Annotated in this window: 23 protein-coding genes and 1 pseudogene; 12 read left to right on the top strand and 12 right to left on the bottom strand. The window is 65.7% G+C overall.

The window, feature by feature from the left end:
• Positions 1–57 precede the first annotated feature (57 nt).
• From ACSQ86_RS29925 to ACSQ86_RS29910, 4 genes are read left to right on the top strand one after another with little or no spacing between them, the layout of a single operon-like run.
• Entirely contained in the window at positions 58–1494 is a 1437-nt protein-coding gene (locus ACSQ86_RS29925) for an amidase (protein WP_436307503.1), read from the top strand.
• Entirely contained in the window at positions 1494–2498 is a 1005-nt protein-coding gene (locus ACSQ86_RS29920) for a tripartite tricarboxylate transporter substrate-binding protein (RefSeq protein WP_436307504.1), read from the top strand. The genes ACSQ86_RS29925 and ACSQ86_RS29920 overlap by 1 nt, the downstream gene beginning before the upstream one ends.
• Before the next feature lie 37 nt (positions 2499–2535).
• Complete coding sequence (locus tag ACSQ86_RS29915) at positions 2536–3567, top strand: Bug family tripartite tricarboxylate transporter substrate binding protein (protein WP_436307505.1); 1032 nt, start codon at positions 2536–2538, stop codon at positions 3565–3567.
• Positions 3564–4361 carry a class II aldolase/adducin family protein gene (locus tag ACSQ86_RS29910; protein WP_436293046.1) on the top strand — a complete coding sequence of 266 codons (798 nt, stop codon included), beginning with the start codon at positions 3564–3566 and terminating at the stop codon, positions 4359–4361. Before ACSQ86_RS29915 ends, ACSQ86_RS29910 begins: the two co-directional genes overlap by 4 nt.
• Before the next feature lie 30 nt (positions 4362–4391).
• On the opposite strand, the gene ACSQ86_RS29905 is transcribed toward ACSQ86_RS29910, so the two are convergent.
• From ACSQ86_RS29905 to betC, 6 genes and pseudogenes are all read right to left on the bottom strand, one after another.
• Entirely contained in the window at positions 4392–5048 is a 657-nt protein-coding gene (locus ACSQ86_RS29905; RefSeq protein WP_436307506.1) for a GntR family transcriptional regulator, read from the bottom strand.
• 60 nt (positions 5049–5108) lie between these two features.
• Positions 5109–5846 carry a hypothetical protein gene (locus tag ACSQ86_RS29900; protein ID WP_436307507.1) on the bottom strand — a complete coding sequence of 246 codons (738 nt, stop codon included), beginning with the start codon at positions 5844–5846 and terminating at the stop codon, positions 5109–5111.
• A 4-nt stretch (positions 5847–5850) separates the two neighbouring features.
• Positions 5851–6918 carry a Bug family tripartite tricarboxylate transporter substrate binding protein gene (locus ACSQ86_RS29895; RefSeq protein ID WP_436307508.1) on the bottom strand — a complete coding sequence of 356 codons (1068 nt, stop codon included), beginning with the start codon at positions 6916–6918 and terminating at the stop codon, positions 5851–5853.
• Positions 6840–7745, bottom strand: a pseudogene (mmsB, locus tag ACSQ86_RS29890) (3-hydroxyisobutyrate dehydrogenase); the annotation flags it as partial. The pseudogene mmsB and the gene ACSQ86_RS29895, both read right to left, overlap by 79 nt.
• Before the next feature lie 21 nt (positions 7746–7766).
• Positions 7767–9266 carry an aldehyde dehydrogenase family protein gene (locus ACSQ86_RS29885; protein WP_436307509.1) on the bottom strand — a complete coding sequence of 500 codons (1500 nt, stop codon included), beginning with the start codon at positions 9264–9266 and terminating at the stop codon, positions 7767–7769.
• A gap of 13 nt (positions 9267–9279) precedes the next feature.
• Complete coding sequence (betC, locus tag ACSQ86_RS29880) at positions 9280–10803, bottom strand: choline-sulfatase (RefSeq protein ID WP_436307510.1); 1524 nt, start codon at positions 10801–10803, stop codon at positions 9280–9282.
• Between the two features lie 82 nt (positions 10804–10885).
• On the opposite strand from betC, the gene ACSQ86_RS29875 reads away from it, so the two are divergent.
• Together ACSQ86_RS29875 and ACSQ86_RS29870 are read left to right on the top strand one after the other, a co-directional pair.
• Positions 10886–12109, top strand: a complete 1224-nt coding sequence (locus ACSQ86_RS29875; RefSeq protein ID WP_093110637.1) for a CaiB/BaiF CoA transferase family protein — start codon at positions 10886–10888, stop codon at positions 12107–12109.
• Positions 12106–12840 (top strand): enoyl-CoA hydratase/isomerase family protein, encoded by a 735-nt coding sequence (locus ACSQ86_RS29870; RefSeq protein WP_436310347.1) that lies wholly within the window; start codon positions 12106–12108, stop codon positions 12838–12840. The genes ACSQ86_RS29875 and ACSQ86_RS29870 overlap by 4 nt, the downstream gene beginning before the upstream one ends.
• Positions 12841–13045: 205 nt before the next feature.
• On the opposite strand, the gene ACSQ86_RS29865 is transcribed toward ACSQ86_RS29870, so the two are convergent.
• Entirely contained in the window at positions 13046–13576 is a 531-nt protein-coding gene (locus ACSQ86_RS29865; protein WP_436310346.1) for a hypothetical protein, read from the bottom strand.
• A 702-nt stretch (positions 13577–14278) separates the two neighbouring features.
• On the opposite strand from ACSQ86_RS29865, the gene ACSQ86_RS29860 reads away from it, so the two are divergent.
• Positions 14279–14560: an HU family DNA-binding protein gene (locus tag ACSQ86_RS29860; RefSeq protein WP_436307512.1), complete on the top strand. Its 282-nt coding sequence runs from the start codon at positions 14279–14281 to the stop codon at positions 14558–14560.
• A 538-nt stretch (positions 14561–15098) separates the two neighbouring features.
• Here the strand turns inward: ACSQ86_RS29860 and ACSQ86_RS29855 are convergent.
• On the bottom strand, positions 15099–15482 hold the full coding sequence (locus ACSQ86_RS29855; protein ID WP_436307768.1) for a ketopantoate reductase family protein: 384 nt from the start codon (positions 15480–15482) through the stop codon (positions 15099–15101).
• A 49-nt stretch (positions 15483–15531) separates the two neighbouring features.
• On the opposite strand from ACSQ86_RS29855, the gene ACSQ86_RS29850 reads away from it, so the two are divergent.
• The gene (locus tag ACSQ86_RS29850) at positions 15532–16752 is read left to right on the top strand and encodes an NAD(P)-binding domain-containing protein (RefSeq protein WP_436310345.1); all 1221 of its coding nucleotides are present in this window, start codon (positions 15532–15534) and stop codon (positions 16750–16752) included.
• A 64-nt stretch (positions 16753–16816) separates the two neighbouring features.
• On the opposite strand, the gene ACSQ86_RS29845 is transcribed toward ACSQ86_RS29850, so the two are convergent.
• The gene (locus ACSQ86_RS29845; protein ID WP_436307514.1) at positions 16817–17203 is read right to left on the bottom strand and encodes a cupin domain-containing protein; all 387 of its coding nucleotides are present in this window, start codon (positions 17201–17203) and stop codon (positions 16817–16819) included.
• A gap of 1013 nt (positions 17204–18216) precedes the next feature.
• Positions 18217–19134 (bottom strand): LysR family transcriptional regulator, encoded by a 918-nt coding sequence (locus tag ACSQ86_RS29840; protein ID WP_436310344.1) that lies wholly within the window; start codon positions 19132–19134, stop codon positions 18217–18219.
• Between the two features lie 122 nt (positions 19135–19256).
• On the opposite strand from ACSQ86_RS29840, the gene ACSQ86_RS29835 reads away from it, so the two are divergent.
• Genes ACSQ86_RS29835 through ACSQ86_RS29825 form a run of 3 tightly spaced genes read left to right on the top strand, consistent with a single transcriptional unit; the run spans position 19257 to position 21878 of the window.
• A complete protein-coding gene (locus ACSQ86_RS29835) occupies positions 19257–20216 on the top strand; it encodes a Bug family tripartite tricarboxylate transporter substrate binding protein (RefSeq protein WP_436310343.1) in 960 nt (319 codons plus the stop codon).
• Entirely contained in the window at positions 20174–21268 is a 1095-nt protein-coding gene (locus ACSQ86_RS29830) for a zinc-dependent alcohol dehydrogenase (RefSeq protein ID WP_436310342.1), read from the top strand. The genes ACSQ86_RS29835 and ACSQ86_RS29830 overlap by 43 nt, the downstream gene beginning before the upstream one ends.
• Entirely contained in the window at positions 21261–21878 is a 618-nt protein-coding gene (locus tag ACSQ86_RS29825; protein ID WP_436310341.1) for a hypothetical protein, read from the top strand. The genes ACSQ86_RS29830 and ACSQ86_RS29825 overlap by 8 nt, the downstream gene beginning before the upstream one ends.
• Here ACSQ86_RS29825 and ACSQ86_RS29820 read toward each other — a convergent pair.
• Complete coding sequence (locus ACSQ86_RS29820; protein WP_436307519.1) at positions 21853–23166, bottom strand: FAD-dependent oxidoreductase; 1314 nt, start codon at positions 23164–23166, stop codon at positions 21853–21855. The two genes, ACSQ86_RS29825 and ACSQ86_RS29820, sit on opposite strands and share 26 nt — an antisense overlap.
• Positions 23166–24164, bottom strand: coding sequence for a Bug family tripartite tricarboxylate transporter substrate binding protein (locus ACSQ86_RS29815; RefSeq protein WP_436307520.1), 999 nt, complete (start codon positions 24162–24164; stop codon positions 23166–23168). Before ACSQ86_RS29815 ends, ACSQ86_RS29820 begins: the two co-directional genes overlap by 1 nt.
• A gap of 108 nt (positions 24165–24272) precedes the next feature.
• Between ACSQ86_RS29815 and ACSQ86_RS29810 the strand changes: the two genes are divergently transcribed.
• Positions 24273–25166, top strand: coding sequence for a LysR family transcriptional regulator (locus tag ACSQ86_RS29810; RefSeq protein ID WP_436307521.1), 894 nt, complete (start codon positions 24273–24275; stop codon positions 25164–25166).
• The last annotated feature ends 6 nt before the right edge of the window (positions 25167–25172 follow it).

Genomic DNA, 25172 nt, shown 5'->3' with positions numbered 1-25172 from the left:
TGGCACCCTTCGGCGCATGCCGGCTGGATGTGCCGGTGTCTGACAGAGGAAGGTTGGATGGCCGAAGAGTTTTGCTTTTGGACAGCAGTACGCCTGCGCGAAGCGATCGCGCACCGTGAAGTCTCTCCCGTCGAAGTGACCCGGGCCGTGCTGGATCGCGCGACACGGCTGCAGCCGAAGCTCAACTGCTTCATCACGTTGTGCCCCGACGAAGCCATGCGCGATGCGAAGGCTGCGGAGCAGGCAGTCATGCGGGGCGAGCCCACCGGACTGCTCCACGGCATTCCGTACGCCTGCAAGGACCTGGTCAATACGAAGGGCGTGAAGACCACCTTCGGTTCGCTGCTGTTCGCCGACAACGTCCCGACCGAGGACGCGGCAGCCATCTCCCGGCTGCGGCAGCACGGTGCCATCCTCGTCGGAAAGACGACCACGTCGGAGTTTGGCGCCAAATGCCTGACCGATGCACCCTTGTTCGGACGCACGCGCAACGCATGGCACCCCGAGCGCACGAGCGGCGGATCGAGCGGCGGCGCAGCGGTGGCGGTGGCGACTGGACTTGCCCCGATCGGGATCGCAACGGACGGTGGAGGCTCCACCCGGATTCCGGCAGCCTGCAACGGAGTCGTCGGCCTGAAGCAGTCGATCGGGCTGGTCCCGCATTCGCAGGCGGAGGACGCCATCGGCAATCTCACCTACGTCACACCGATCTCGCGTACGGTCGCCGACACCGCCCTCATGCTGCAGGCCATGGCGGGCGAGCATCCCTGCGACCCCTGGTCTGCCGGCGCCCGGGCGGAGGACTATCTCAAGGACATGCGCTCCGTGGCTGACTTGCGGGGCAAGCGCATCCTGTTCGCGGGAATGCCGCCCGGCAGGCCTATGGCGTCCGACGTTGCTTCCTGCTTTGGATCCGCACTGCAGCTCCTGGCGGAGTTGGGCGCGGAGTTGGTCGAGATGGGGCCGTCGACAGACTTCGACGTCGAGCCACTTTGGCGCACCATCAATCACACGGTCTGGAAAGCACGGTTCGGGAAGATGGCCGAGGAGCAGCCGGATCAGCTGACCCCCTCCCTCCTTCAGCAGCTCGCGCTCGCGAAGGACTACACCGCCGTCGACTACCAGAAGGCGAACTTCGCTCGCACTCGCCTCTTCCGGCATGTGCAGGACTTGCTGCGTGACAACGACTTCATCGTGGTTCCCACGCTGGCACGGACCGCCGTTCCGATCGACCAGGACCTGTTCGGCAAGCTCGAGATCGATGGACGGCTCTTCGACGAGGTGCGGTCCAACTGGTTCCCGTGGACCATGCCGTTCAACCTGACCGGCCACCCCGCCATCACGCTGCCCTGCGGCTTCGGCAGCGACGGACTACCGATCGGCCTGCAGTTGGTGGGGCGCCTGCGCCGGGAGTCGGATCTTCTTGCCGCTGCGGCGGTATTCGAGGCTGCCAGGAATATTGTGTCCCGCTGGCCGAACGAGGAGGTGTGGTGATGAACGTGATTCGGATTTTCCTTTCCGCCGCGTGGATCGCGGCGATCGCTGCCGTTGCAGCCGGCCCTGCACAGGCGCAAGCGCCTGCGCAGGCATCGGTCGGAGGCGCCCATCCGCTGCGTCTCGTCGTCGGATTTCCGCCCGGGGGTGCGCTCGACACGCTGGCGCGGGCGCTCGCCGAGCAGCTGCGCCTTGGCGGCGAGGAACAGGTCATCGTGGACAACCGGCCCGGCGCCGCCACGCGGATCTCCATCGACTACGTGAAGCGCGCCCCGCCCGATGGCAGGACCGTGCTGCTGTCTTCCAACGCGCCGCTGGTCATCTTTCCGATGACCTACAGGCAGCTTGCCTACGACGTCGATCGCGATTTCATCCCCGTGAGCCACCTCGCCGAGGTTCCCACGGTGATTTCCGCCGGTGCGGACCGGCCGTACAAGACATTGCAGGACTACCTGAGCTGGGTGCGCGCCAACCCTTCGCAGGGGAGCGTGGGGCTCACCAACCTCGGCGGGACACTGCACTTCGCCGTCCTCGGCATGGCCAAGACCGTGGGTGTTCCGCTGACGCCCGTGGCGTACAAGGGTGGCGCACCGCTCGTGGCGGACCTGATCGGCGGGCACGTTCCCTTGAGCGCGGACGCCCTGGCCAGCCAGCTGGAACTCCATCGCGCCGGCAAGGTGCGCATCCTGGCGGTCTCCGGCACGCGCCGCAACGCATCTCTGCCCGATGTCCCGACCGCGCGCGAGGCCGGCATCGATGCCTTCGACCACGCGAACGCCTCCTACAGCGCCTTCGTTCCTGCAGGCACGCCTGCGGAGGTCGTGCAGCGCCTGGAGCGGGCCTTCGTGGCCGCGATGCAGCAACCGCAGGTCCGCAGCGCGATGGCGCGCGCAGGTCTGGAGGCGACGGGCCTGCCTGGCGCCGCGGTGAAACGCACGCTGAGCGCGGAGCGCGACTTCTGGCGTCCCGTGGTGCAAACCTCGGGATTCCGCAGCGAGGAGTGATGGCGTCACGGGCGCCCTTCAACCGAAGGAGATCAAGATGCGCAGAGCGATCAGCAAGACTTCCGCATGCACGCGCCGCCGTGCAGGCGTACGCACTCTGGCCCTGTTCCTTGCTGCATGCGTGATGCCGCTGGGACCAGCGGCTGCCGCGGGCTATCCGGAGCGTCCGGTGACGATCGTCTCGGCGTTCCCCGCCGGCGGTATCGTGGATGTCATCGCACGCCGGCTCGCGCAGCATCTCTCCGAGCGCTTCAAGCAGAGCTTCATCGTCGACAACCGCGCGGGTGCCGCCGGCAGCATCGGCTATTCGGCCGTGGCGCGTGCGGCGCCCGATGGGTACACGCTGGTCGTGGCCAGCGGCCCGACGACCATGGCGCCGCCCGGCGCGGCAGCGCCCTCCTGGCAGCCGCAAACCGCGTTCAGCGCGATCGGGATGATCGGCACGATCCCCCAGGCGATCATCGTGAGCAACGGATTGCCGGTCCGCTCACTGCCTGATCTGGTCGAGTTCGCCAAGGCGCGGCCGGGCCAGGTCAACTACGGCTCTGCCGGCGGGGGCACGACACCCTTCTTCACGATGGAGTTGCTCATGAGCCAGCAGAAGATCGAACTCACGCACGTGGCCTATCGAGGCCAGCCGGAGGTCATGACGGACCTGGTGCGGGGCGAGATCGGTGTCACCGCGATGACCGTGCCCCTGGTCGTCCAGCAGGTTCGATCGGGCAAGATCAAGGCGATCGCCGTCACTTCGAGCACCCGGGTCCCGTCGCTGCCGGACGTGCCGACGGTCGTCGAACAGGGCATGCCCGACCTGGCCATCTCCAATTGGTTCGCCCTGATGGGGCCAGCCAGGATGCCGCCGGAGGTCGTGGCCACGCTGGCCCGTGCCCTGTCGGAGGCGCTCGCGGCTCCCGATGTCCGGGCCAGCCTCGGAGACCTGGGGCTGGTCATCCAGCCCGCACCGCCGGCCGAGACACAGGCTTTCGTGCAGGCGGATCTCGCCCGCTGGATCGCGATGTCCCGATCGCTCGGCACCGAACCCACCCACAGCAAGGAGACAACGAAATGAACAACGATATCGCGCAACTTTCTTCGCATGCCAAGCCTGAAGGCATGGATGCCGCCGAGTGGCAGTTGCGCTGCGACCTCGCCGCCTGCTACCAGCTGACGGATCTCCATGGCATGTCGGACCTGGCCTCGACCCACATCTCCGTGATGCTGCCGGGGCCCGAACATCACTTTCTCGTCAATCCGCTGGGCACCCTGTTCGACGAGATGACGGCATCGGCCCTGATCAAGGTCGACCTCGACGGCCGCGTGGTGCAGGGGGACCCGTCACTGCTCAACCCCGCCGGGTTCATCATCCACAGCGCCGTCCACATGGCGCAGACGGAGTTGGTGTGCGTCATGCACAGCCACACCCGTGCGAACAACGCGATCGCGATGCAGGCCATGGGTCTGCGGCCCCTGAGCCAGAAGGCCTGCGTCATGCTGGACTTTCTCGGCTACCACGACTACGAGGGCACGGCGCTCGACGAAGACGAGCGCGAGCGCCTCGTGCGTGACCTCGGCCCCGAAGGCCGTGTGCTGGTCCTGCGCAACCACGGCGCCCTGACGGTGGGCCGTAGCGTAGCAGAGGCCTTCTGCTGGATGCTGCGCCTGGAGACGGCATGCCAGTACCAGATCGATGGACAAGCCGGCGGAGTGCCGCTCCACGAGCTGTCCGACGCCACCATCCGGCACACCCGCGCCCAAGGCCGCAAGATGCTGGGGCCCGGCGGCTTCATGGAAGTCGGCAAGCTGGAGTGGCCGGGACTGCTGCGCAAGCTGGAGCGCGAGCGCGGGGCCTCCTACCGGACTTGAGCAAGGGCGCGCGACGCCGGCGCCGGGGCGCTACAGGATGGAGAAGGAAATCGACTTCGCCACCGCGTCGCGGATGTGCCGGATGCGCTCCCGGTTGAGTCGTTCGGCACCTTTGGCGTCGCCGCGCACGATCGCGTCCAGCAACTTCTCATGCTCCTCGATGGCAGCTTCCATGCGCCCCGGCAACAGCGCGGTGCGGCTGCCCGTCAGACGCAGGCGGTTTTCGATCGCCATGACATGCTCCGACAAGGTGGCACTGCCGCAGCATTCCACGAGCGCACGCCGGAACGCCAGCGCCTGATCGAGGTACGCGCCGACGTCGCTCTTCCTGGCGCTCGCGGCCAGCTGCTGCAGTGATTTCTTCAATCGTTGCAGGTGGAAGCTGTCCATGTTTTCCGTTGCAAGCCGGGCCACCAATCCTTCGAGGACTTCACGGATGTCCAGCAGCTCGATCACCTCTTCCGGGCTGAGCTGGGCGACCGTGACGCCCACGAAAGGCGTCCGGCTGACCAGCCGCTCCACTTCCAGCTGCCGGATCGCTTCCCGGACCGGCGTGCGGCTCACTTCGAGTTCGGCCGCGAGATCCTGTTCCGTGAGCTTCGATCCCGGCTTCAGCTCACCGCTCAGGATCGCCGAGCGAATCCGCTCGCAAACCTGTTCGGCCGAGAGCGGCTGGGGACTGCGCATTCGAAGTGTGGTGGACTTCCCTGATGTCATGCAATCTTTATACAGGAGACTCCGGGCGTTTCACCCGTTGGCATATTCGGGCGCGTTCGCGGGCATCTGCAGCACCAGCAGGTGCAGTGCGCTTTCTCCGGCCGTGCAGCCGGCCGCATCTTCACCCGACGACAGGTAGCGGCTTTCCCATGCCCGCAGTCGACCCTGCGGGGTTTCGAGCGCTCCGGCCAGGACGAGCTGGAACTGACCCGAGCCGCCAGGCTCGCCAGTCTCGACCTGCGCAAAAGGCGGGAGCTGCAGCGCGTAGGCTTCGAGATCGTCCTGCGGTGCGATCAGCTGTACCCGGCGTGCCGATGCCAGGCCGCGCAGCGCGTCCATCGACAGGGGTTCATGCACCGGCCCCTGTGCATGCCGTTTCGGTCCCCGTTGCAGCCTGTCTCGTGCCGCCGGCAGGAAATTCGCGCCGGTTTCGTAGACCGCACGGATCGTGAAATAGCTCAAACCCGCGGGTCCCGCCACCAGCGGCCCATAGCCCGTGAAAGCGCCGGCGTAGTGCACGGACCCAGGACCCACCGCGTGAGGGCCCAGCGTGCCGCAGCCGTCCTTGATGACCTGGAACTGGTTCTGCATGTGGAAGTGCGGCATCAGCACGGAGTCGGGCGGCTGTTCCACGAGGAATACAGTAGGCGACAGGCCGGGGCCTGGACCGCTTTGCATCCACTCGCTTCGATGAAAGCAGAAGCCGTTGTCGAGGACTCGGTGGTGCCGGGTCTCGCCCGCGAGTGCGGCGGATCCGAGTGCGATCATTGCATCACTCCAGCCTGGCCCCGGAGCCCTTGACGATCGCGGCCCAGCGGTCGACTTCGGCGCGCACGAAGCTCTTGAATTCCGCCGCAGCGACGGATCGGGGCCGGCCCCCCAGGGCGACGATTCGTTGCGAGAAGTCCGGCGAGCGCACGATCCTGGCGAGTTCCTCGCTGACCTTGTCGACGACCGCCTTCGGCGTGCCGGCGGGTGCCAGCAGGCCGACCCACGGTACGAGATCGAAGTTGGCCAGGCCGCTCTCCGCGACCGTCGGCACCGAGGGCAGCACGGAGATGCGTTCGAGCGAACTGACTGCGATCGCGCGCACCTTTCCCCCCGAGAGGAAGGGTTGGGCGGCGCCGTACGCGTCGAACGACACCTGAACCTGGCCGGAGGCAAGGTCGGTGAGCGACTTGGCTGCGCCTTGGTAGGGAACGTGCGTCATCTCGATGCCGGCCCGCCGCATGAGCTCCGACATGGCGAGGTGCGATACGGAGCCGTTGCCCGGCGATGAGTAATTCACCTTGCCCGGGTTCGCCTTCGCGTGCGCGATCAGGTCCTTCAGCGACTGGATCGGCAAGGTGCTGTTCACCATCAGCACGAGCGGAGCGTCATAGATCAGCCCGATCGGTTCGAAGTCCTTCAGGCTGTCGTACTGCACGTTCTTGTACAGGAATGGATTTCCGGCGATGGCCGCGGATGCCGACAGCGTCATGACGCTTCCATCGGCGGGCATGCGCGAGACGGCCGCGAGAGCGACACTGCCGGAAAGGCCGGGCATGTTTTCCACGATCAGGGTCCGGCCGATCGCCGGTCCCAGGCGCTCGGCGAGGACGCGGGCGACGACATCGACGGACTGGCCTGGCGGATAGCCGACGATCAGCTTGCCGGTGTCCTTTTGCGCGAAGGCGGTCGTGCCGGTGAGCAGCAGCGCGATGATCCCGCTGTTGAAGATGCGGCGGCTGTTTGTCATGCTCGTCTCCTTGTCCGGTTCGCTCAGTTGCGCGCGGGCTGTGCAGCGCCGAGCATCTGGATGATGGAAGAAAAGTCGAGTCGCCCCTTCCCTGCGGCGCAATGCATCGCATAGACAGAGGCGGCCGCCGCGCCGAGAAGGGCAGGGGAGTGGCTCGCGACCGCGGCCTGCTCGGCGAGTCGCAAGTCCTTCAGCATCAGTTCGGATGCGAAGCCACCCTCGTAGCCGCGATTGGCAGGCGCAGCCGGCACGAGGCCGGGCTCGGGTGCATAGCTCGTGAGCGCCCAGCACTGTCCCGACGAGGTCGAAGCGATCTCGAAGAACTTCTTCGGATCGAGGCCCAGGCGCTTGGCCAGGTGCAGTGCCTCGGACACTGCGAGCATGGAAATGCCTGCCAGCATGTTGTTGCAGATCTTCGCGGCCTGTCCTGCGCCAGCCGCACCGGCGTGGATGATGTTCTTGCCCATCACACGCAGGAGCTCGAGGGCGCGCGCGAAGGCGGTCTCCGTGCCGCCCACCATGAAGGTGAGCGTCCCCGCAGCAGCGCCGCCGACGCCACCGGAGACCGGCGCGTCGAGGGTGACGAGGCCTTTCTCGCCCAGGTTGGCGTGGAAGGCAGCGCAGGACTCGACATCGATCGTCGAGCAGTCGATGACGAGTGCGCCAGGTACGAACGGCAGCGCCTTGCCATCGAGCACTTCCAGCACGTGGCGCCCGCTGGGCAGCATCGTGATCACGACTTCGGCGCCGGCGACCGCTTCCTCGACCGATGCGCGCTGCTGCAGCCCTGCGTCGTGCGCCCGCTCCATGGAGCCCGCGTTCACGTCGAAGCAGCGCACCTCGTGCCCTGCTTCCTTCAAGCGGCACGCCATGGGAAAGCCCATGTTGCCCAGCCCGATGAATCCGATTGCAGCCATACTTGTCTCCTTTTTCGAAAACCAGGACCAGGCTCAGGTCATGTTGATGAGCACGGTCTTCTTGTGGGTGAAGTGGTCCAGCATGGCTTCCAGCGAAGCCTCGCGTCCCAGGCCGGATTGCTTGACGCCGCCGTAGGACAGGCCAGGCTGGACGACGATGTTCTGGTTCACCTGCACGAACCCGGCTTGCAAGCGCCGGGTGGCATCCATGGCCGTTTTCAGGTCCCGGGTCCAGATGGTCGCTGCCAGGCCGTAGTCGCTGTCGTTCGCCAGGGTCACGGCCTCTTCGTAGCTGGAGAAGCGGATCACGCAGGTCACCGGCCCGAAGATCTCCTCGCGTGCGAGGCGGGAGGCGTTGTCGAGCCCGGTGAAGATGACCGGCCTCACGAACAGGCCCCCTCGAAGTGCGTCGTCGGTGGGCAGTTGGGCACATTCATGAGCCTTGGCCCCGGCTTCCGAGCGGCCGCTTTCGATGTACCCCAGGACCTTGTCGAGCTGGGAGCGCGAGATGATCGTGCCGATGTCCGTCGCCTCATCCAGCGGGTCGCCCATCTTCATCGCATCGACGCGCGCCTTGAGCATGGCGACGAACTCGTCGTGGATCTTCTCGTGCACGAGGATGCGGCTGGCCGCGGTGCAGCTCTGCCCCTGGCGGGTGAAGCGCATGCCGCTGACCGCTCCAGCGACTGCCTTGGGGAGGTCCGCGTCGTCCATCACGATCATCGGGCTCTTGCCGCCCAGTTCGAGGGTGACGGGAATCAGCTTCTCTCCGGCGGTGCGCGCGACGATGCGGCCGGTCTCGACGGAGCCGGTGAAGGTCACCTTCCCGACCTCCGGATGCGCGACCAGGGGCGCGCCGCAATCGGGGCCGAAGCCGGAGACGATGTTCAGGACACCCGGAGGAAGGTTCTGGTTGAGGATCTGGCACACCCGCAGGACCGCCAGCGGGGCCTCCTCGGCAGATTTCACGACGACCGTGTTGCCCGCCACCAGCGCCGGCGCGATCTTCAGCGCCATCAGCATCATGGGTGCGTTCCACGGGATGATGACTCCCACCACGCCGATCGGCTCGCGCTGGGTGAAGGTCAGCATGTCAGGGCTGAACGGGACGGTCTCGCCCTTGAGCTCCGAGCCGAGGCCGCCGTAGAACTGCAGCGCATCGGCGACGACCGAGGCCTCCACGCGGCTCTCGGTGCGCAAGGCCTTGCCGGTTTCGAGTGCGACCAGACGCCCCAGTTCTTCCACGTGCTCGGCGAGCAGGCGAGAGCACTCGGCCAGGAGGGTGCCGCGCTTGCGCGCGGCCATGGCCGCCCACGCAGGCTGGGCCCGGGCCGCGGCGGCCACGGCCTGCTCGACGTCGCTCGCGTCACTATGGGCGGCGTGGCCGATCTCGCGTCCGGTGGCGGGGTTGATGACCGGGAACGTGCGCCCCGATCGTGCGCCGACCAGTTCTCCGCCGATCAGGTTGTAGCCACTGATGGCGCGAGCGAGCCGGTGCGGATCCGTATCCGCCGTCAAGTTGTGTGGGGCCATGCTGCGTCTCCTTTCAGTTCGTCGTGCCGGCCAGCGGCGGCCAACGCTTCTTGACCTTGATCACCCGGGCGCTGCCGCGGCGCACGAAGCGGCGCGTGTCGTCGGTGCTGGCCTGGTAGTCCCAGACCGGCTGCTTCGCGTCGGGCAGCGAGTTGATGAACTTGCGCCTCGCCTGGCTGGCGAGCACCTGCCGCGTGATCGCCTCGGGATCCCAATGGGAGAGCACGCGCTCCTTGAGTTCGGCGAGGACCTGCGGCTGCTGCTGCGCGATGTCGACGAGTTCGTTCGGATCGGCCTCCATGTCGAACAGCAGGTCGGGATGGCCGTGCGTATAGACGTACTTGTACTTGCCGCGCCGCAGCATGCAGCAGGGACCGGTCACCCCTTCGGCCGTGTATTCGACGAAGGCTTCCGCGTCGCCGCTGCGATCGCCCGTGGCGATCAACGGCAGCAGGCTGTGGCCGTCGATCGGTTCGACCCAGGTCGCAGAGGTCCCCTCGGTGGCGTACTGCACAAGCGTCGGGAGCAGGTCCACGTGCGAGACCGGGTCCGCGATCCGGCGCGGCTTGCGTGCCCGGGGATCGAATACGAGCAGGGGCACCTTGGCCGACCAGTCGAAGAACACGCGCTTGAACCACATGCCGCGTTCGCCCAGCATGTCCCCATGGTCCGAGGTGAACACCACGATCGTGTTGTCCTCGAAGCCCGCGCGCTTCAGCGTTTCCAGCAGGCGCCCGACCTTGTCGTCGATGTAGCTGACCATCGCGTAGTAGGCGTGCCGCGCGCGCCTGACTTGCTCGTCGGTCGCTCCTTCCTTGTCGAGCCCGTGGGAATACTGCACCCACTGGCTCAGCTTGTCGCGCTCGTGCATCGGCATGTCGCCGACATTGGGCAGGTTGATCTCTTCCGGCTTGTACCGATCGAGGTATTCCGGCGGGACGTGGTACGGCGGGTGGGGATGCGTGAACGAGACGCACATGAAGAAGGGCTGCTCGTCATCGCGTGCGAGGTCGTACAGGCGCTGGATCGACTTGGCCTCCACTTCCTCGTCGTAGTCGAGTTGCAGGCTGCGAAAGCACGGTCCGGCTTCGTCCACCGTGCTCAGGTTGTGGCCCGGCGAGTAGAAGCTGAACTCGCCCTCGGCCCAGTCGGCCGCCCAGCCGAAGTCCGCGGGATAGATGTCGGTGGTGAGCCGCTCATCGAAGCCGTGCTTCTGGTCGGGCCCCACGAAGTGCATCTTGCCGCTGAGGATGGTCTTGTAGCCCTGCTGGGCCAGGTAGTAGGGCAGCGTCGGCGTGTCCGCCTGGAATTCGCAGGCGTTGTCGAAGGCGCCGATACGCGTCGCGAACTGGCCCGCGAGGAGCGAGAAGCGCGCCGGCGCGCAGAGCGGGAAATTGCAATAGGCGTTGTCGAAGACGGCAGACCGCTTGGCGAGCGCCTGCAGGTGCGGCGCCTTCACGACATGGTTGCCGTGGAAGGGCAGGGCGGGAGCCGACAGTTGGTCCGCCATGATGAAGAGGATGTTGGGTTTGCGCATGGGGCTCCTTAATTGCACAACGGTTGCATTACGGTTGTATGCAATATAGACTGGCTTCCGCGATGTGACAAGTGGAGAAAACGTGACCGACCCAATTTCCCTGCCCCTGTCCGGCGTGCGCGTCCTGGATCTCACCCGCGCGCTGGCCGGGCCTTTCTGCACGATGATCCTTGGCGACCTCGGCGCCGATGTGATCAAGGTCGAGCCAGCCGGCGGCGACATGATCCGCGAGTGGGGGCCATTCGACCGCGGCACCAGTGCGTACTACCTGAGCGGAAACCGCAACAAGCGCGGCATCGCCGTCAACTTCCGCGACCCTGCGGCGCTGGACCTGTTGCGAGAGCTGGCGGGAAGCTGCGATGTCGTCGTGGAGAACTTCCGGGCTGGCGCCATGGAAGCGATGGGCCTCGCCTACGAAACGCTGGCGGCCGCGAATCCGCGCCTGATCTACGCGAGCGTGACCGGCTTCGGCCGCACGGGACCGGCCAGCGGCCGTCCGGGCTTCGACCAGATCGCCCAGGGCTATTCAGGCCTGATGAGCGTCACCGGCAGCGCCGAGTCCGGTCCGGTGCGGGTGGGGGTGGCCATTGGCGACCAGACCGCCGGCATGTGGTGCGCGATCGGCGTGCTCGCCGCCATCGCGGAACGGCACACGACCGGTCGCGGCCGGCGCGTGGAAACTTCGCTGCTTGCCGGCCTGGTCGGGCTGATGAGCGTCCAGGCGCAGCGCTACCTGAGCCTCGGCGAGGTGCCGGCGCTCGCCGGGAACACGCACCCAGTCATCGCCCCGTATGGTGTCTTCGAAACAGGCGACGGCCCCTTGAACATCGCGCCGGCGACAGCGGAGATGTGGAAGCGGCTTTGCGACGTGCTCGAACTGCAGCAACTGGTCGACGATCCTCGCTACGCAACCAACGCCGCGCGGATGGAGCGCCGCGTCGAACTCAAGGCCATCATCGAGGCGAAGTTGAAGGAGCGCAGCCGCCGCGAATGGAGCGAGCGGCTCCTCGCGGCGGACATCCCGGCCGGGCCCATCAACAACCTGGCCGACGTCTTCGGTGATGAGCAGGTGGTCCATTCGCGGCTCGTGGAGGAGATGCAGCACACGCAGCTCGGCACGATCCGGCAGGTGGGCAGCCCGGTCACGTTCGACGGCCGCCTGGGCGGATCGATCCGCCGCGCACCGCCCGTCCTGGGGGAACATACGTTCGAGGTGCTTCGCGAACACGGATATGCGCAACGTGACCTGGAAGCGCTCGCTCGCAAAGGCGTCGTCGTGCAGCATGCGCAGGGAGCGAGCGCATGAACATCGGCTCGGCACCCACGCTGGAGATCGTGGACTCGGTGGCGACCATCACGCTGCGCCGTCCCGCGCAGCACAACCGCATCGATCCGGACGACCCCGCGGTCCTCCTGCGCCATCTCGATGAAATCCGGGCCAATCCCTCCGTGCGGCTGCTTGTTCTCACCGGCGAAGGCGAGAAGACGTTCTGTTCGGGATACACGCTCGGGCAGATCGGCGCGCGCCTGGATCGATCCTTCGAGGACATGCTCGATGCGCTGGAGTCACTGGAGATTCCTACGCTGTGTGCGCTCAACGGCAGCGCCTATGGCGGGGGCACCGACCTGGCGCTCGCGTGCGACTTCCGCATCGGTGTTCGCGGTTGCAGGCTGTTCATGCCCGCCGCGAGGTTCGGATTGCACTACTACCCTGGCGGGCTGCGACGCTTCGCCGCGCGGCTTGGCTGCTCAGCCGCCAAGAAGATCTTCCTCACCGGGATGACCATGGAGAGTGAGGAGCTGCTTCGAACCGGGTTCCTGACGGAGTTGGTGGAGCGTAGTGAGCTTCAGTCGCGCGTCGACATCTACCAGGAACACATCGCGCGCTGCGATGCGCAGGCGGTCCGCTCGATGAAGCACCACATCAACGCCATTTGCGCGGGCGAATGGGACGAGGTGTCAGGCCGGACTGCTTACGAAGCGTCCCTGAGGTCGGAGGAAGCCGGCAGACGGCTGGCGGAGCTGGCGGGGAGGTAATTGCCGGGCGCCGACGAGCGCAGCCAGAAGGGAAGAAGTTTCATCAGCGGCGGCAGCTACGCACTTTCGAATCAGACCGTTCGACGGACTTCCAACTGCATGCTCTCCGAAGATTCCGAAGAACCTGCTTTGGGCGGTCCGCCCCGGAGGTCCGGTCCCGGCCGTATTCTTCCGTCGCACTGCGGCCGGAGAACTGGCAAGCCCGCTACGGTCGCTCGCATTGCAACCTATGGTCTCCCATCCACGCCCTGATGCGCGCAAGCCGCTCTTGCGTGGAGAGGTCGCCGTCAAGATTGAGCACCGGACAGCGACGAGCAGACAGCCAAGCCTGCTGCTTCGCGAGGCTTCGTCCTTCTGACGGCCCTTCATCGTACTGTGCTGCCCACTCAAGGAATGTCGGATTCGCCTTTCCGAAGCGCTGAAGCTCGCGCTCGCGAAGGCGCTCCAAGCGAAGCGCGGTATCGACGTAGAGAAAGACGACGAAGTCGAAGACATCCTCTATCCCAACACCCCACGCGGTGACCGAGCCCGAGCGCACAGCGATATCGCTGCGGCTGAACTCGGTTAGGAGTAAAGAGCGCCGCTCCTCGACCGGACGCCGGGCTTGAAATGGCGGGTCGGAGGGAGCCCAGAAGAAGTCGTCGGCGTCCAGAAAGGCACCTCCAAGCTCGCCGGCCAGAGCTTTCCCCAGTGTGGACGTACCCGACCCAGACGCGCCGGTGACATGGATGAGCATTCTTCGTGGGTCACTATCCGACGCCTGGACTCTACGGTGGTTCAATCGTGGCGGTGCAGCACAGAACGTCGGCTTCTTCTGGCAGGTGATGGCTGTTGGCCGATTGTTGCCGGACCAGAGGTCAGTGCACAACGCTAAGCGCTGCGCGGCGCCTGAATGATGCGGACCTCGCCCGCCCCACTCGGGGTCAGCACCGAACCATCACCAGCTTTTGCGATTTCTTGTCCCATACGGCCCGCGGCAGGTGAGTTGCCGCTCGCATCTTGCTGTGGAAAAGATAGCAGGCGTCGCACCAACATGGCGTGCTGCACTGCACTGGCCCAGCGCATACAAAAGTGCTTCTACCAATGAGGAAAGGGCATTGTGCACTGCACCAAAACACGAATGTCAAGGCCTTGTTTTCCCCTTGACCGGTGCACGACTCTGTGGATAACCCAGTGAGCATCTCGTCGGAGCCGCATTCTGCTTGGCTTTCATTGCGGTGCTCATCGAACGAGCAACCCCATTCGCAATTCAAGTTTTGTGTAGGATCCGAAGTCCCTCTTGCGGAACGGCAGGCAACAGTTTTCACGGAGGGCCTCCCCGCCAACTGAGCAGCGTGGGCACGCCGTCACTGCCTGCCTTCAGGATACGCGTGAGCTCGTGTGGGTCGAGCTCCGATGAAGCTACCCTGCTCATCACGTTTTCAAAAGGAACCTCAGTTTGAACAAGACCGAACTCATCGCCGCAATCGCCGCGGACACAAGCCTCAGCAAGGCCGATGCTGGCCGCGTACTCGACTCGACACTTGAAAACCTGACGCGGGCCCTGGCGCGCGGGGAACCCGTGCAGCTGATCGGGTTTGGCAATTTCACCGTGGCGAGCCGTGCCGAGCGCACCGGCCGCAATCCATCGACCGGCGAGCAAATGACGATCAAGGCGAGCAAGGCGCCGAAATTCACGGCAGGCAAAGCATTGAAGGACGCTGTCAACGCGTCAGCGTAGTCGCTGCCAGCTCGAACGCCGGGCGCGACGAATGCGAGGCCCAGCAGTATGTAGACCGAGGAGGCTCGCGCCATCAAGGGCGACAGTCGTCCAAATGCGGACGTTCCCCCCAGCTCGCCGATCGTCGCCTTCGTATTTGCGAATGATCTCCTCGATGGTTCCCTCGGCCTCATCGCCCGGCAGCATGGCGGTCAGGGTGGCGAGAGTGCGAGACGTGCTTCTCCCACCAGAGCCGCGCCGCGTTCGGTGTCTTCGAGATGACCGAGCTTGATCCGAAGACGATCTACGGGAAGCGGCAACACGCCCGGGCGGCCGTCAGTGGCGACCATATGAGGGGTCGGAGCAAGGCAGGGGGAAGGACAGGCAGAATGCGGCCGACAGCCGGAAACGGCCATGAACGGTTCCTTGGGTCGCGCCAATCGTGCGGCGGGTCAAGACCGACTCCGGTCGTTCAACGGCGCGAACCGAGCTGGCGGTTTCGGCCCTAAAGCGGCCTTAGTGCAGTTCGATCCAGGCGCCCGAATTCCGACGCTCAACGTCAGGGATCACCGGTCCACGGGCGCGGGCGATGTCCTCGCTGGCGGATCCGGTGCGCCGATCTGCCGGGCGTCACTTTGTGGGCTGTTCCGTCAGCGTGCAGCGCGAGGATGTCGGCGATCGCGCGATTCAGGGGCGTCGGCATGCCTTTGCGCTGACCAAGCTCCACAACGCCCCCGGAGAGCCAGCAGACCTCCAAGGGATTGCCTCGCTCGAGATCGTGATGCATCGAGGAGGTCATGTCATAGGCCACGTCGTCCGCAAGCTGGAGGCGCACCTCAGCGTAGTTCTCGGGCAAATCCACGCCGTGGGCCCTGCCGACCGCAACGACCTCGCGCCGTCCAGCCCCTCTTGGTTCACCGGCGCGCTCCTGCGCAAGCGCGATTGCCGCCGCACCGCGATCGCGCTATACCGGTCGGCAAAGGAGCGCGGCGATGGAAAAGGTGTACACCGCAATCATCGGGGGCGGGCAGGCCGGCTTAGCGATGAGCCGTCACCTGAGCTGCCTCGGCCGCGAGCACGTCGTGTTCGAGCGAGGGCGTATCGCCGAACGCTGGCGTTCCCAACGCTGGGATTCTTTGATGTTCCAGTTCCCAAACTGGACGATTGCGCTGCCCGGCCTGTCGTACGCGACGGACGAACCCGAGGGCTTCGCGCACAAGGACGAGGTAGTGCTTTTCATCGAGTCGTATTGCTCTTTCGTTGCCGCGCCCGTCCGACTGGGCGTTGAGGTCTCCGCGTTGCGGGCGCATTCCTCAGGCTTCGAACTGGACACGTCGGAGGGGCCGCTCCTGGCGACCAACGTCGTCGTGGCCACCGGACCGTACCAGCTCTCGCGGCTGCCTCATATCCATCGCGACTTGCCGGCGCGCTTGCTGCAACTGCATGCCTCCGAGTACCGCAGCCCCACCGCCTTGCCCGAAGGCGCCGTGTTGGTCGTCGGTTCCGGGGCATCGGGCTGCCAGATCGCCGACGAGCTGATGGAAAGCGGGCGGCGGGTCTTCCTGTCGGTCGGACATCATCGGCGTGTCCCGCGCCGCTATCGCGGCCGCGACGTGTTTTGGTGGCGACGCGAGCTCGGTGAATGGGACCAGACGGTCGACACGACGCCGCCTGAACGCCGCCGCACCACCCCGCTCTTGACGGGCGTGCGCGGCGGCTACGACGTCGACCTGCGACAGTCCGCAGCACGAGGCGTGTGCCTGCTCGGCCGGATCGCGGGAGTTGCGGGCGGGCGGATCGCCTTCGCGCCTGACCTCGAATGCCGCCTCCAGGAAGCGGACGCAGCCTACGGGGAATTCATCGCCGCGTGCGACGCGCTGGCCCGCGAGCGCGACGGGCTGGCGCCACGCGAGCCCGCGGGCGAGCGTGCGGTGCGCGCGCTGACGGGTCGCGAGGACTTGGACATCGAGGCGGACGGGATCGCCGCGGTGATCTGGGCCACGGGCTACGAACTCGATTTCGGCTGGATCGAGTTCCCCATCTTCGACGCCGGCGGCCGGCCGCTGCAGTATCGCGGGGCCACCTCCGTGCCGGGCTTGTACTTCGTGGGCCTGCACTTCATGCACAAGCTCAAGTCCTCGCTGGTATCCGGCGTCGGGGAGGACGCCGCGCACATCGCTGGCCTGATCGCCGGCAGGGCACTTTTCGCATAGTGGGCCGGCTTTCGCCGCCGGTCGGATCGCGTCCGCTTCGAACGCGTCGTGGCCGCCGCAATTGCTATGCGAACGCATCGCGCGACCAGCGGATGTTCTTCTTCGTTCGATCAAAGAATGGAGCGAAAACCGACAGAAGTGCAACACGTCCATTGTCGACAACGGGGCCATGCACCGTATCGCGAGGGATGAACATGAGGTCCCCGGCCGTGACTCTTCTGATCTCGTCGCCTACCCGGAACGCGCACTCGCCTTCCAGGACAAGCACGAGCTCGTCGTGGTCCGGCTGGATATGGATGACGTCCTTGCTTTCTTCGAGAACGTTGACGTTGCATGAGAGATGCTCACCGTCACACAAGAACGTTCGCTTGATGGGATCGGCAGCGGTTGCCGGGTCCGTCGCGATATCACGAATGGCATCCCCAAGTCGAAAGAAGTAGGGCGAGTCCATGGGTTCCTCCGTTGGCCGATGTTTCCGAGCCGGACTCAGCGTACACCTGTGGCGGCGCCGATGAAACCCGATCCCCATCTTCACTGTGACGTGCGAGCGTCTCCGAAGCGGACCCTGTTCAACAATCGCTCCTGGCCGGGATGGTGAGCTTGAGGCGCAGCGGCGAACGGCAGCTTCGCACTACATACCTGCCGTAGGTCGATCGGTGGCGACGGACGGCATCGGGCCCGAAGCGGCTGTTCGCCCTTGCTCCATTGCGGACCTACGGGTCGCGCACAAAATAAACGATCCCCGGGCAGCAAGTGACTCGGAGATCGTTGGCGTTTAGGGCTTCAGCGTCAACACTTTAAGCCAACCCCAAGCCCACCGAGGCGGGTTTGTCATATCTGAGCTTGCTTGTGCAGCGGATCGTCAAATTTTCGGCCGAACTGTGCAGTAGTTCCGATCCGGAGGGCTGCCGCGTAGCTTCCTGTGCGCGGGGGCGTTGAACGGCGCCGCCAAAGCGCCCATGATGAAATCTCTCAGTGGGAACCCTTCTCCAAGGTCGACCGCCGACCTCTTGCCCTGACCGGAAACGGCCGGGGCTTTTTCGTTGCCACCGTCAAAATCGAGGTCATGAGTGGATCGAGAGCGGACGAGGTGCGGACGTGCGATTGCAGTTGGAGCGAGACGACTCTACCTGCGCCAAGGAGACAGGGCTCATCTCAATGAGGGGGAGCCTCTTCCTGTTCGACGGGGGGGCGTTCCGCAGCTCCGCCATGTCGCACCGTCGTTGCAGGCCGAGGAGTGAGGTCTGCGCTTCTTGCCGGAAGCGAGGCAGCGTTTGCTTGATTCATCCAGTGACGGGACGCGGCTGCGGATTCAACCGTTCGATGCAACACACTAAAAACTGCGTAGGCAGAAGGAGTGTTGCAGATGAAGCAAAGGCCTCGGATCTACTACACGGACAGCCAGAAGCAGCGTGGGCGCGTCCGGGCGACAAGCAGTCTCAAGCGTCGGTCTGCTCGGCCATTTCAACAGCCCAGCATTTCTGCCATGCGGCGTTGAAGGTCAGCAAAGTTCGCGCGCACTGCATCTGCCAACGTAGGCAACAGAGGATTCGGATCCGCCTTTCGCCTCAGCAAAACAAGCACCTCGCTGGCGGCCGGTCCCCGCAGGCTGCAAAACCTCGTGCCCACCACTCCAAGCAACGCGCACGAAGACGGCACCAATGCCACGCCGAGCCCGGCACCGACCAGGTCGAGCACGCCGTGCACCGTGCTCGCTTCGTAGCGGATGCGCGGGCTGAAGCCGGCCTTTGCGCAGAGGTAGATCGACTGGTCGAAGTACGCTGGTCCTCGGTGCCGGGTGAAGGCGACGAAATCGTGGTCCGCGAAGCTGCGCAGTTCGACCGGGTTGCCGGCACGGCGTGCTTGCTGCGGCGTCAGCGCAAGGCAAAAGGGATCGGCCATCTGCGCCGCGACCGTCAGCCGCGGATGGTGCGGCTTGCTGCGTGCGATCCCGGCATCGAGATGACCCGCGGCCACCGCCTCCGCCTGCTCGCTGCTGATCATCTCGCGCAGTTCGATATGCAGCGCCGGATGCTCCTTCTTGAGATGCCGGACGAGCTTCGGCAGCACCGTGCTGCTGGCCGAGGGCACGAAGCCAAGAGCCAAGTGGCCGCTGCTGGCGCTTCCCGTCACAGACTCCTTCATGCGCGCCGCACGGTCGAGCAGATACCGCGCTTCCGGCAGCAAGGACTCGCCTGCTGTCGTCAGGCGTACGCCTTTGGGGTGGCGCACAAAGAGCGCAGTGCCCATTTCTTCTTCGAGCTGCCGGATCTGCACGGACAGCGGTGGCTGTGCGATGAACAACTTTTCCGCGGCCCGGCTCAGGTTGCCTGTTTCGGCCACGGCCACGAAGTAGCGCAGGTGCCTCAGTTCCATGGTCATGAAAACTCCATATCCAGGAGATATCAAATCCATAGCGTATCGGTGTTTGGCGTATCGAACGTCAGCGACCAGAATTCGTCCATTCCAGGCGCAAGAGCGCCGCCCACTGAACGGAGACACACATGAAGAAAGCTCTCGCCCTGCTGACGGGTTGCGCATTTGGCCTGGCCGCGTCGGCCCAGAGCTGGCCCACCAAGCCGGTCAAGCTGGTCGTGCCGGCGCCAGCCGGCAGCTCGCTCGACTTCATCGCCCGCACGCTGGGCGACAAGCTGCGCGAGCGCTGGAAGCAGCCGGTCGTGGTCGACAACAAGGCTGGTGCAGGCGGCATGCTGGGCATGACCGCCGTTGCCAAGGCTCCGGCCGACGGCTACATCCTGGGCGTCGGCTTCAACGGTCCGATCGCATTCGGGCCGCACATGTACAAGAAGATGGCTTACGACCCTGCCAAGGAGCTGCTGCCGATCGTGCTCACCTCGTCGCAACCCAACGTGCTGGCGGTTGCGGCCAACAACCCCGCCAGGACCTTGCCCGAATTCGTCGCCTGGGCAAAGAAGCAGGGCGGGAAGATCAACTACGCCTCGGTCGGCGCCGGCAGTTCTTCGCACCTGACCATGGAGCTGTTCAAGAGTGCGGCGGGTTTCGAAGCCACGCATGTGCCGTTCGCCGGCTCGCCACCGGCCGGTATTTCGGTAGCGTCCGAAGAGACACAGGCTCTGTTCACCGTGGCTCCTGCGCTGCTGCCGCTGATCCAGGGCGGGCGCATTCGCCTGCTGGCAGCCACCAGCCTCCAGCGCACCGAGACCATGAAGGACCTGCCGACGGTCGCCGAGGCGGGCTATCCCGGCTTCGAAGCCTTGGCGTGGAACGGCCTGTTCAGCGCCGCCGGCATGCCGCCGGAACTGGTGCGCCGCATCAATGCCGACGTCAACGAGGTGATGAAGGACAAGGACGTGCGCGACGCCTTCGCAAAGCAGGGTTTGATCCTCGGCGGAGGCTCGCCCGACGAATTCAAGACCTTCATCGCGGCCGAAAGCCTCAAATGGGGCGCCATCATCAAGAAGGTCGGCATCAGCATCGACTGACACCGGAATCAAGCACCATGCAAGCTTTGCGCAAGACACGCCCGGAAGCGGGCCTCGAACTGGTGGACATACCGGCTCCCGTGCTGGAAGCCGATTCCAGCGATGTGCTCGTGAAAGTCAGGGCCACCGGCATCTGCGGCAGCGACCTGCACGTAGACGACTGGACGCCCAGCTATGCCTTCATCACCCAGAGCATTCCTGTCACGATCGGGCACGAGTTCGTCGGGGTTGCGCAGACCGGCTCCTTGGCCGGCCAGCGCGTGGTCGTTCGTCCCTCCGTGACTTGTGGCGTCTGCACCGCTTGCGCCACGGGCGACCACGATGGCTGCGAGAAGCGCCGCGGCATCGGAATGACGCGCGATGGCGCCTTCGCGCCCTGGGTCCGGGTCCCGTTGCGCAACTGCGTGCCCGTGCCCGACAGCCTGAGCGACGAGCTCGCAGCGCTCACGGAGCCGCTCACCATATCGATGCAGGCGCTTCGCATCGCAGGAGACGTAGCCGGCAAGCGCGTGCTGGTGATGGGCCCGGGCACCATCGGCCAGGGGATCGCTGCGCTGGCACGCCGTGCCGGTGCCACGCAGGTAGTGGTCAGCGGCTTCGACGACGCAGCCCGATTCGACGCACTGCGCCGAATGGGCTTCGATGCCTTGGTCGATGTGGCAACTCAGCCGCTGGCCGAAGGCGCCCGGCCGCACACGGGCGGCGAGCTCTTTGATGTCATATTCGAAGCGACGGGGGTGCCCGAAACCATCACGGAAGGCTTGGCGCTGTTGCGGCGCAATGGAATCGTGGTCGTCACCGGCATCCATGCCCGCCCGCTTTTGCTCGACCTGACACCGATGGTGCGCAACCAGCAACAAATGCGTGGCTCGTTTCGTCCGCCCGAATCCGATTGGCCTCTGGCCCTCGAACTGATGGGCGAGATGGATGCTGTCATGCGCCCGATGGTCAGTCATGTCTTGCCGTTGTCGCAAGCCCGCGAGGGGTTTGCGCTGGCGCACGCGAAGGCGGCGAGCAAGGTGCTCCTGAAGCCGCAAGCACGCGATGAATGACGATATAGCCGGCACGGGCGCCGTGTTGGCACTATGGAACGACGTCACGCCCGACGTGGATGCCGAGTACAACACGTGGCATGCAAGCGAGCACGTGCCCGAGCGCTTGACGGTCCCAGGCATGCTGTGGGGCCGGCGCTATCGACGCTTGTGCAACAGCGCTGCGCCACGCTACCTCACGATCTATGGCATGCGCGACGCGCAGGTCTTGGAAAGCGACGCCTATCGCCTTCTGCTGAGCCGGCCCACACCGATGAGCGCGCGCATGCGCCCGCATCTGTGCAACCTGTCGCGTTGGGTGTGCGATGTTCGCGAGGCGCTTGGATGCTTCGCATCAACCAACCTGGCCGTGTGGACGTTCGATGCGGAAGATGCGGCTCGCCTGCGCGCAGATGAACACGCATCCCGCACCCACGACTTGCTGCTCGCCCAGCGATCGCCCGACGCAGCGCCGCTGCCCTGGCTGACGGGCGGACAGGCGCAAGCGATCGAGGGAAGCTGGCTGTTGGCCATGGGAATGCCCGAGCGGGCGATGGCTTCACCGCAGGCAATCCCGGGCGCAATTTTGTACAGCGCCCTTCCGGTCAAGCCAGCTTTGCCCCGTCTCTGAGCAGTCGTTCGCGCAGTGCCGGCATCGACACGGCACGGACCTTCCCTTGCTGCTTCGACTGCGCCGCCATCGCAGCCGCCACGCCGGCTGCCTGGCCTACGGCCATCGAGATGGTCATCACACGGATCGCCGCGTGCGCGCTGTGCGTCGCCGAGACGCCGCGCCCGACCACCAGCGCGTTGTCGAAGCCGACCGGAATCAGGCTGCGGTACGGGATTTGGTACGCGTGGTCGTCACCGAGGCCTTCGTAGCGCAGTTCGCCGCCGGCGGCCGGATGGATGTCGATCGGATACGCGCCGGCGGCAATCGCATCGGGAAACTGTTCCGGACGCAGCAATTCCTCGCTGGTCAAGACGTGGTCGCCGACGATGCGCCGTGTTTCGCGAACACCGACCTGGGTGCCGAACGCACGCAACTGGCCTCCCTCGCAACCCGGGACGCATTGCCGCAGGTACTGGGCTGCGTTCCAAGCCTGCCGTCGGCCTTCGATCTCGGCGGCACCTAGCGCCATCGCGTCCGTGGCGTCGATGCCGAGGCGGCTGATATTGAACCAGCCGTCGTTGCTGAACGGATCACGGCTGGAATGCAAAGCGGCTCGCGCCAGCCGACCGTCGTCGTAGCCACGGCGCGCCAGGGTGGCGACTTCAGCCTTCGGCAGCGCGTCGAATCGCGCAAAGTCGATCGGTCCGAAGCGAAACATCATCGTGGCCGGCTGCAACGCCTCGCCTTCGTCGAGTTGGAGGAAGGTGGCGCCAGCGCGTTTGAGCGCATCAATATCGCCGGAAGCGTCGATCAGCACTTGCGCACGCAGCTCGACCACGCCACTCTTGGTCAGCGCGTGCACGCAGTCGATGCGCCGACCGGTCACGCCGACGTCGAGCACGCTGGCGTGCAGCAGCGGGCGCACGCCGGCCTCCTGGACCATATCGTCCAGTACCAGCTTGAGCACTTCGGGCGCGTATTCGACACGGTCCATCTTGTGGCCCGTCGACATCACGAACGTCGCGTGCTCGCCGGCGCCGCCGTACCGCCCAAGCCGCGTCACCACTTCGTCGGCCAAGCCCGCGACCACCCGGCGGCCGTTGGCGGTTTGCCAGCTGTTGAATTGCGCGACGGCGCCGGCCGTGGCATTGCCGCCGAGAAAGCCGTAGCGTTCCACCAGCACCACCGAAGCGCCGGCGCGTGCGGCCGCGACCGCCGCCATCGCTCCCGCAACGCCACCACCGCAGACAACCACATCGGCGTTCATCGTGGAGGCGATGCGATAGCCGAAGGCTTCGCTGCTCATCACGAGTCCGCCTTGATGCCGCGCGCCTTGATCACCTGCTGCCAGCGAGCACCCTCGGCTTTCAGGTACTGCGCTGTGGCATCGCGACCGCTGACGACGGGCTCGACGCTCAACGCGGCGAAACGCGTCTTCACGGTATCGGTCGCCAACGCCTGAGTCAGCAGGGTCTCGAGACGGGCAAGGCCCTCCTTGGGAATCGTGCCTTTCGGCGCGACCAGCGCGGCCCAGCCTTGCACCTCGAGGCTGGGCTGGCCCAGCGATCGCAGTGTCGGCACGCCCGAGAGTTCGGCCACCGGCGCAGGCGAAGACACAGCCAAGGCGCGCAGCCGGCCCGCGCGGATGTGCGCGATCACGCTCGGCAGGTTGAGAAAGCCGCACGACACCAGCCCGCCGATCAGGTCGGGCAGGAGTGCGCTTTCACCTTTGTAGGGAACACTGGTGATCGCGGTTTGCGTCTGGACCGCGAACAACTCAGCCGTCAAGTGCGCCAGCGTGCCGTTGCCGCTGTTGCCGGCGGTCACCGTGCCCGGCCGTGCCTTCGCCTCGGCGACCAGATCAGCAAAGCTGGTGATCTTCGACGACGCAGGCACGACCAATACGAGCGGCTGCGCCGACACCATGCCGATCGCGTCGAAATCGCGGGCCACGTCGTAGGTGATCGAGGGATTCAGCACCGGGTTGATCACCATGCTGTTGCTTCCCATGAGGAGCGTGTGGCCGTCCTTGCTCTGCGCAGCGGCCATCACGCCGATAGCGCTGCCGGCACCCGGCCGGTTCTCCACGATGACGCTTTGCCCGAGCTTCGGCGCCAGCACCTCCGCCAGCACGCGCGCCGAACTGTCGGCGCCACCGCCCGGCGCAAATGGAACGATGATGCGCACCGTCTTGCTCGGCCATGCGTCCGCGGCCCAGCCAGTTCCGTTGTGCGCGGCGGTCAGGGCGAGCGCGATGGTGGAAAGCATCGTGCGCCGGTTCATTGTCCGGAGGGTGTCGTTCATTTCGAATGTCTCCAATGTCATGGCTTCGATCGATCATAGAAAGCGCCACATCGAGAAGCCAATACCAAGATATGGACCTCCCATAACATCGGGTTATCCGGAGGCCACATGAACTTGAGACAGATCGAAGTGTTTCGCGCCGTGATGCTGGCCGGCTCCGTCACAGACGCCGCGCGCTTGCTCCACGTCTCGCAGCCCGGCATCAGCCGGATGCTGGCGCACATCGAGCTGCAACTGGGCCTGCGGCTGTTCGAGCGCACGAAGGGCCGGCTGCTGCCGACACCGGAAGCGCAGGCCCTCTACGCGGAAGTGTCCGAGGTGTATGGCGGCATCCGGCGGGTGACTGAACGCGCCGAGGAGCTCAAGTCGGGTGCGCGACTGTCGCTGCGCGTGCTCGCCAGTCCGAGCACCGCGCTGGTCGCCGTGCCACGCGCCGTGGCATCGCTGGCGAAAGAATTTCCGGCGGCCAGGATCTACCTCGAGACGCTGCCGACCCGCGAGATGTTGAGCCGCCTGACCAGCCGCGAAGCGGACGTCGCGATCTCGACCATCCCGACCGACAACGCGCTGCTGACATCGAAACCGGTAGGACAGTGGCGCCTCGTCTGCGTGTTCCCCAGGGGCCATGCGCTGTCGTCGAAACGCTTGCTGCGTCCCAGCGACGTGCTGAACGAGCGTCTGATCTCGTTCAGCCGAGACACGCCGCAGGGCCGCATCATTGCCGACTGGTGCGCCAGCAGCAAGGTGGAGGCAGCGTCATCGGTCGAGGTGCGCTCCGGGCAGATGGCCTGCGCGCTGGCGGCCTGCGGCGCCGGCGTCGCGATCGTGGACGACCTGACGGCGCGCGCCTGCCGCAGCGACGAACTGGACTTCCGGCCCATCGTCGGTAGTCCGTCGCTGGGCATCTTCGCGCTCACGCACGAGGGCTTCGCGCCTTCGATGCTCGGCAAGCGGATGGTCGAACTGGCTGCTGCCTCGTTGAAGCAGGTCGGCCGCGACTGAAGACAG

It is taken from the genome of Variovorax sp. LjRoot130 (assembly GCF_964253755.1).
Classification (GTDB): domain Bacteria; phylum Pseudomonadota; class Gammaproteobacteria; order Burkholderiales; family Burkholderiaceae_C; genus Variovorax.
The sequence above is the reverse complement of the archived record's forward strand: the minus strand, read 5'-3'. Positions and strand labels throughout refer to the sequence as shown.

Excerpts from the sequence above, each read along its gene's own strand:
- ACSQ86_RS29925 (WP_436307503.1), top strand. The coding sequence starts at position 58 with ATGGCCGAAGAGTTTTGCTTTTGGACAGCAGTACGCCTGCGCGAAGCG.
- ACSQ86_RS29920 (WP_436307504.1), top strand. The coding sequence starts at position 1,494 with ATGAACGTGATTCGGATTTTCCTTTCCGCCGCGTGGATCGCGGCGATC.
- ACSQ86_RS29915 (WP_436307505.1), top strand. The coding sequence starts at position 2,536 with ATGCGCAGAGCGATCAGCAAGACTTCCGCATGCACGCGCCGCCGTGCA.
- ACSQ86_RS29910 (WP_436293046.1), top strand. The coding sequence starts at position 3,564 with ATGAACAACGATATCGCGCAACTTTCTTCGCATGCCAAGCCTGAAGGC.
- ACSQ86_RS29905 (WP_436307506.1), bottom strand. The coding sequence starts at position 5,048 with ATGCGCAGTCCCCAGCCGCTCTCGGCCGAACAGGTTTGCGAGCGGATT.
- ACSQ86_RS29900 (WP_436307507.1), bottom strand. The coding sequence starts at position 5,846 with ATGATCGCACTCGGATCCGCCGCACTCGCGGGCGAGACCCGGCACCAC.
- ACSQ86_RS29885 (WP_436307509.1), bottom strand. The coding sequence starts at position 9,266 with ATGGCCCCACACAACTTGACGGCGGATACGGATCCGCACCGGCTCGCT.
- betC (WP_436307510.1), bottom strand. The coding sequence starts at position 10,803 with ATGCGCAAACCCAACATCCTCTTCATCATGGCGGACCAACTGTCGGCT.
- ACSQ86_RS29870 (WP_436310347.1), top strand. The coding sequence starts at position 12,106 with ATGAACATCGGCTCGGCACCCACGCTGGAGATCGTGGACTCGGTGGCG.
- ACSQ86_RS29865 (WP_436310346.1), bottom strand. The coding sequence starts at position 13,576 with ATGCTCATCCATGTCACCGGCGCGTCTGGGTCGGGTACGTCCACACTG.
- ACSQ86_RS29850 (WP_436310345.1), top strand. The coding sequence starts at position 15,532 with ATGGAAAAGGTGTACACCGCAATCATCGGGGGCGGGCAGGCCGGCTTA.
- ACSQ86_RS29845 (WP_436307514.1), bottom strand. The coding sequence starts at position 17,203 with ATGGACTCGCCCTACTTCTTTCGACTTGGGGATGCCATTCGTGATATC.
- ACSQ86_RS29840 (WP_436310344.1), bottom strand. The coding sequence starts at position 19,134 with ATGACCATGGAACTGAGGCACCTGCGCTACTTCGTGGCCGTGGCCGAA.
- ACSQ86_RS29835 (WP_436310343.1), top strand. The coding sequence starts at position 19,257 with ATGAAGAAAGCTCTCGCCCTGCTGACGGGTTGCGCATTTGGCCTGGCC.
- ACSQ86_RS29830 (WP_436310342.1), top strand. The coding sequence starts at position 20,174 with ATGGGGCGCCATCATCAAGAAGGTCGGCATCAGCATCGACTGACACCG.
- ACSQ86_RS29825 (WP_436310341.1), top strand. The coding sequence starts at position 21,261 with ATGAATGACGATATAGCCGGCACGGGCGCCGTGTTGGCACTATGGAAC.
- ACSQ86_RS29820 (WP_436307519.1), bottom strand. The coding sequence starts at position 23,166 with ATGAGCAGCGAAGCCTTCGGCTATCGCATCGCCTCCACGATGAACGCC.
- ACSQ86_RS29815 (WP_436307520.1), bottom strand. The coding sequence starts at position 24,164 with ATGAACGACACCCTCCGGACAATGAACCGGCGCACGATGCTTTCCACC.
- ACSQ86_RS29810 (WP_436307521.1), top strand. The coding sequence starts at position 24,273 with ATGAACTTGAGACAGATCGAAGTGTTTCGCGCCGTGATGCTGGCCGGC.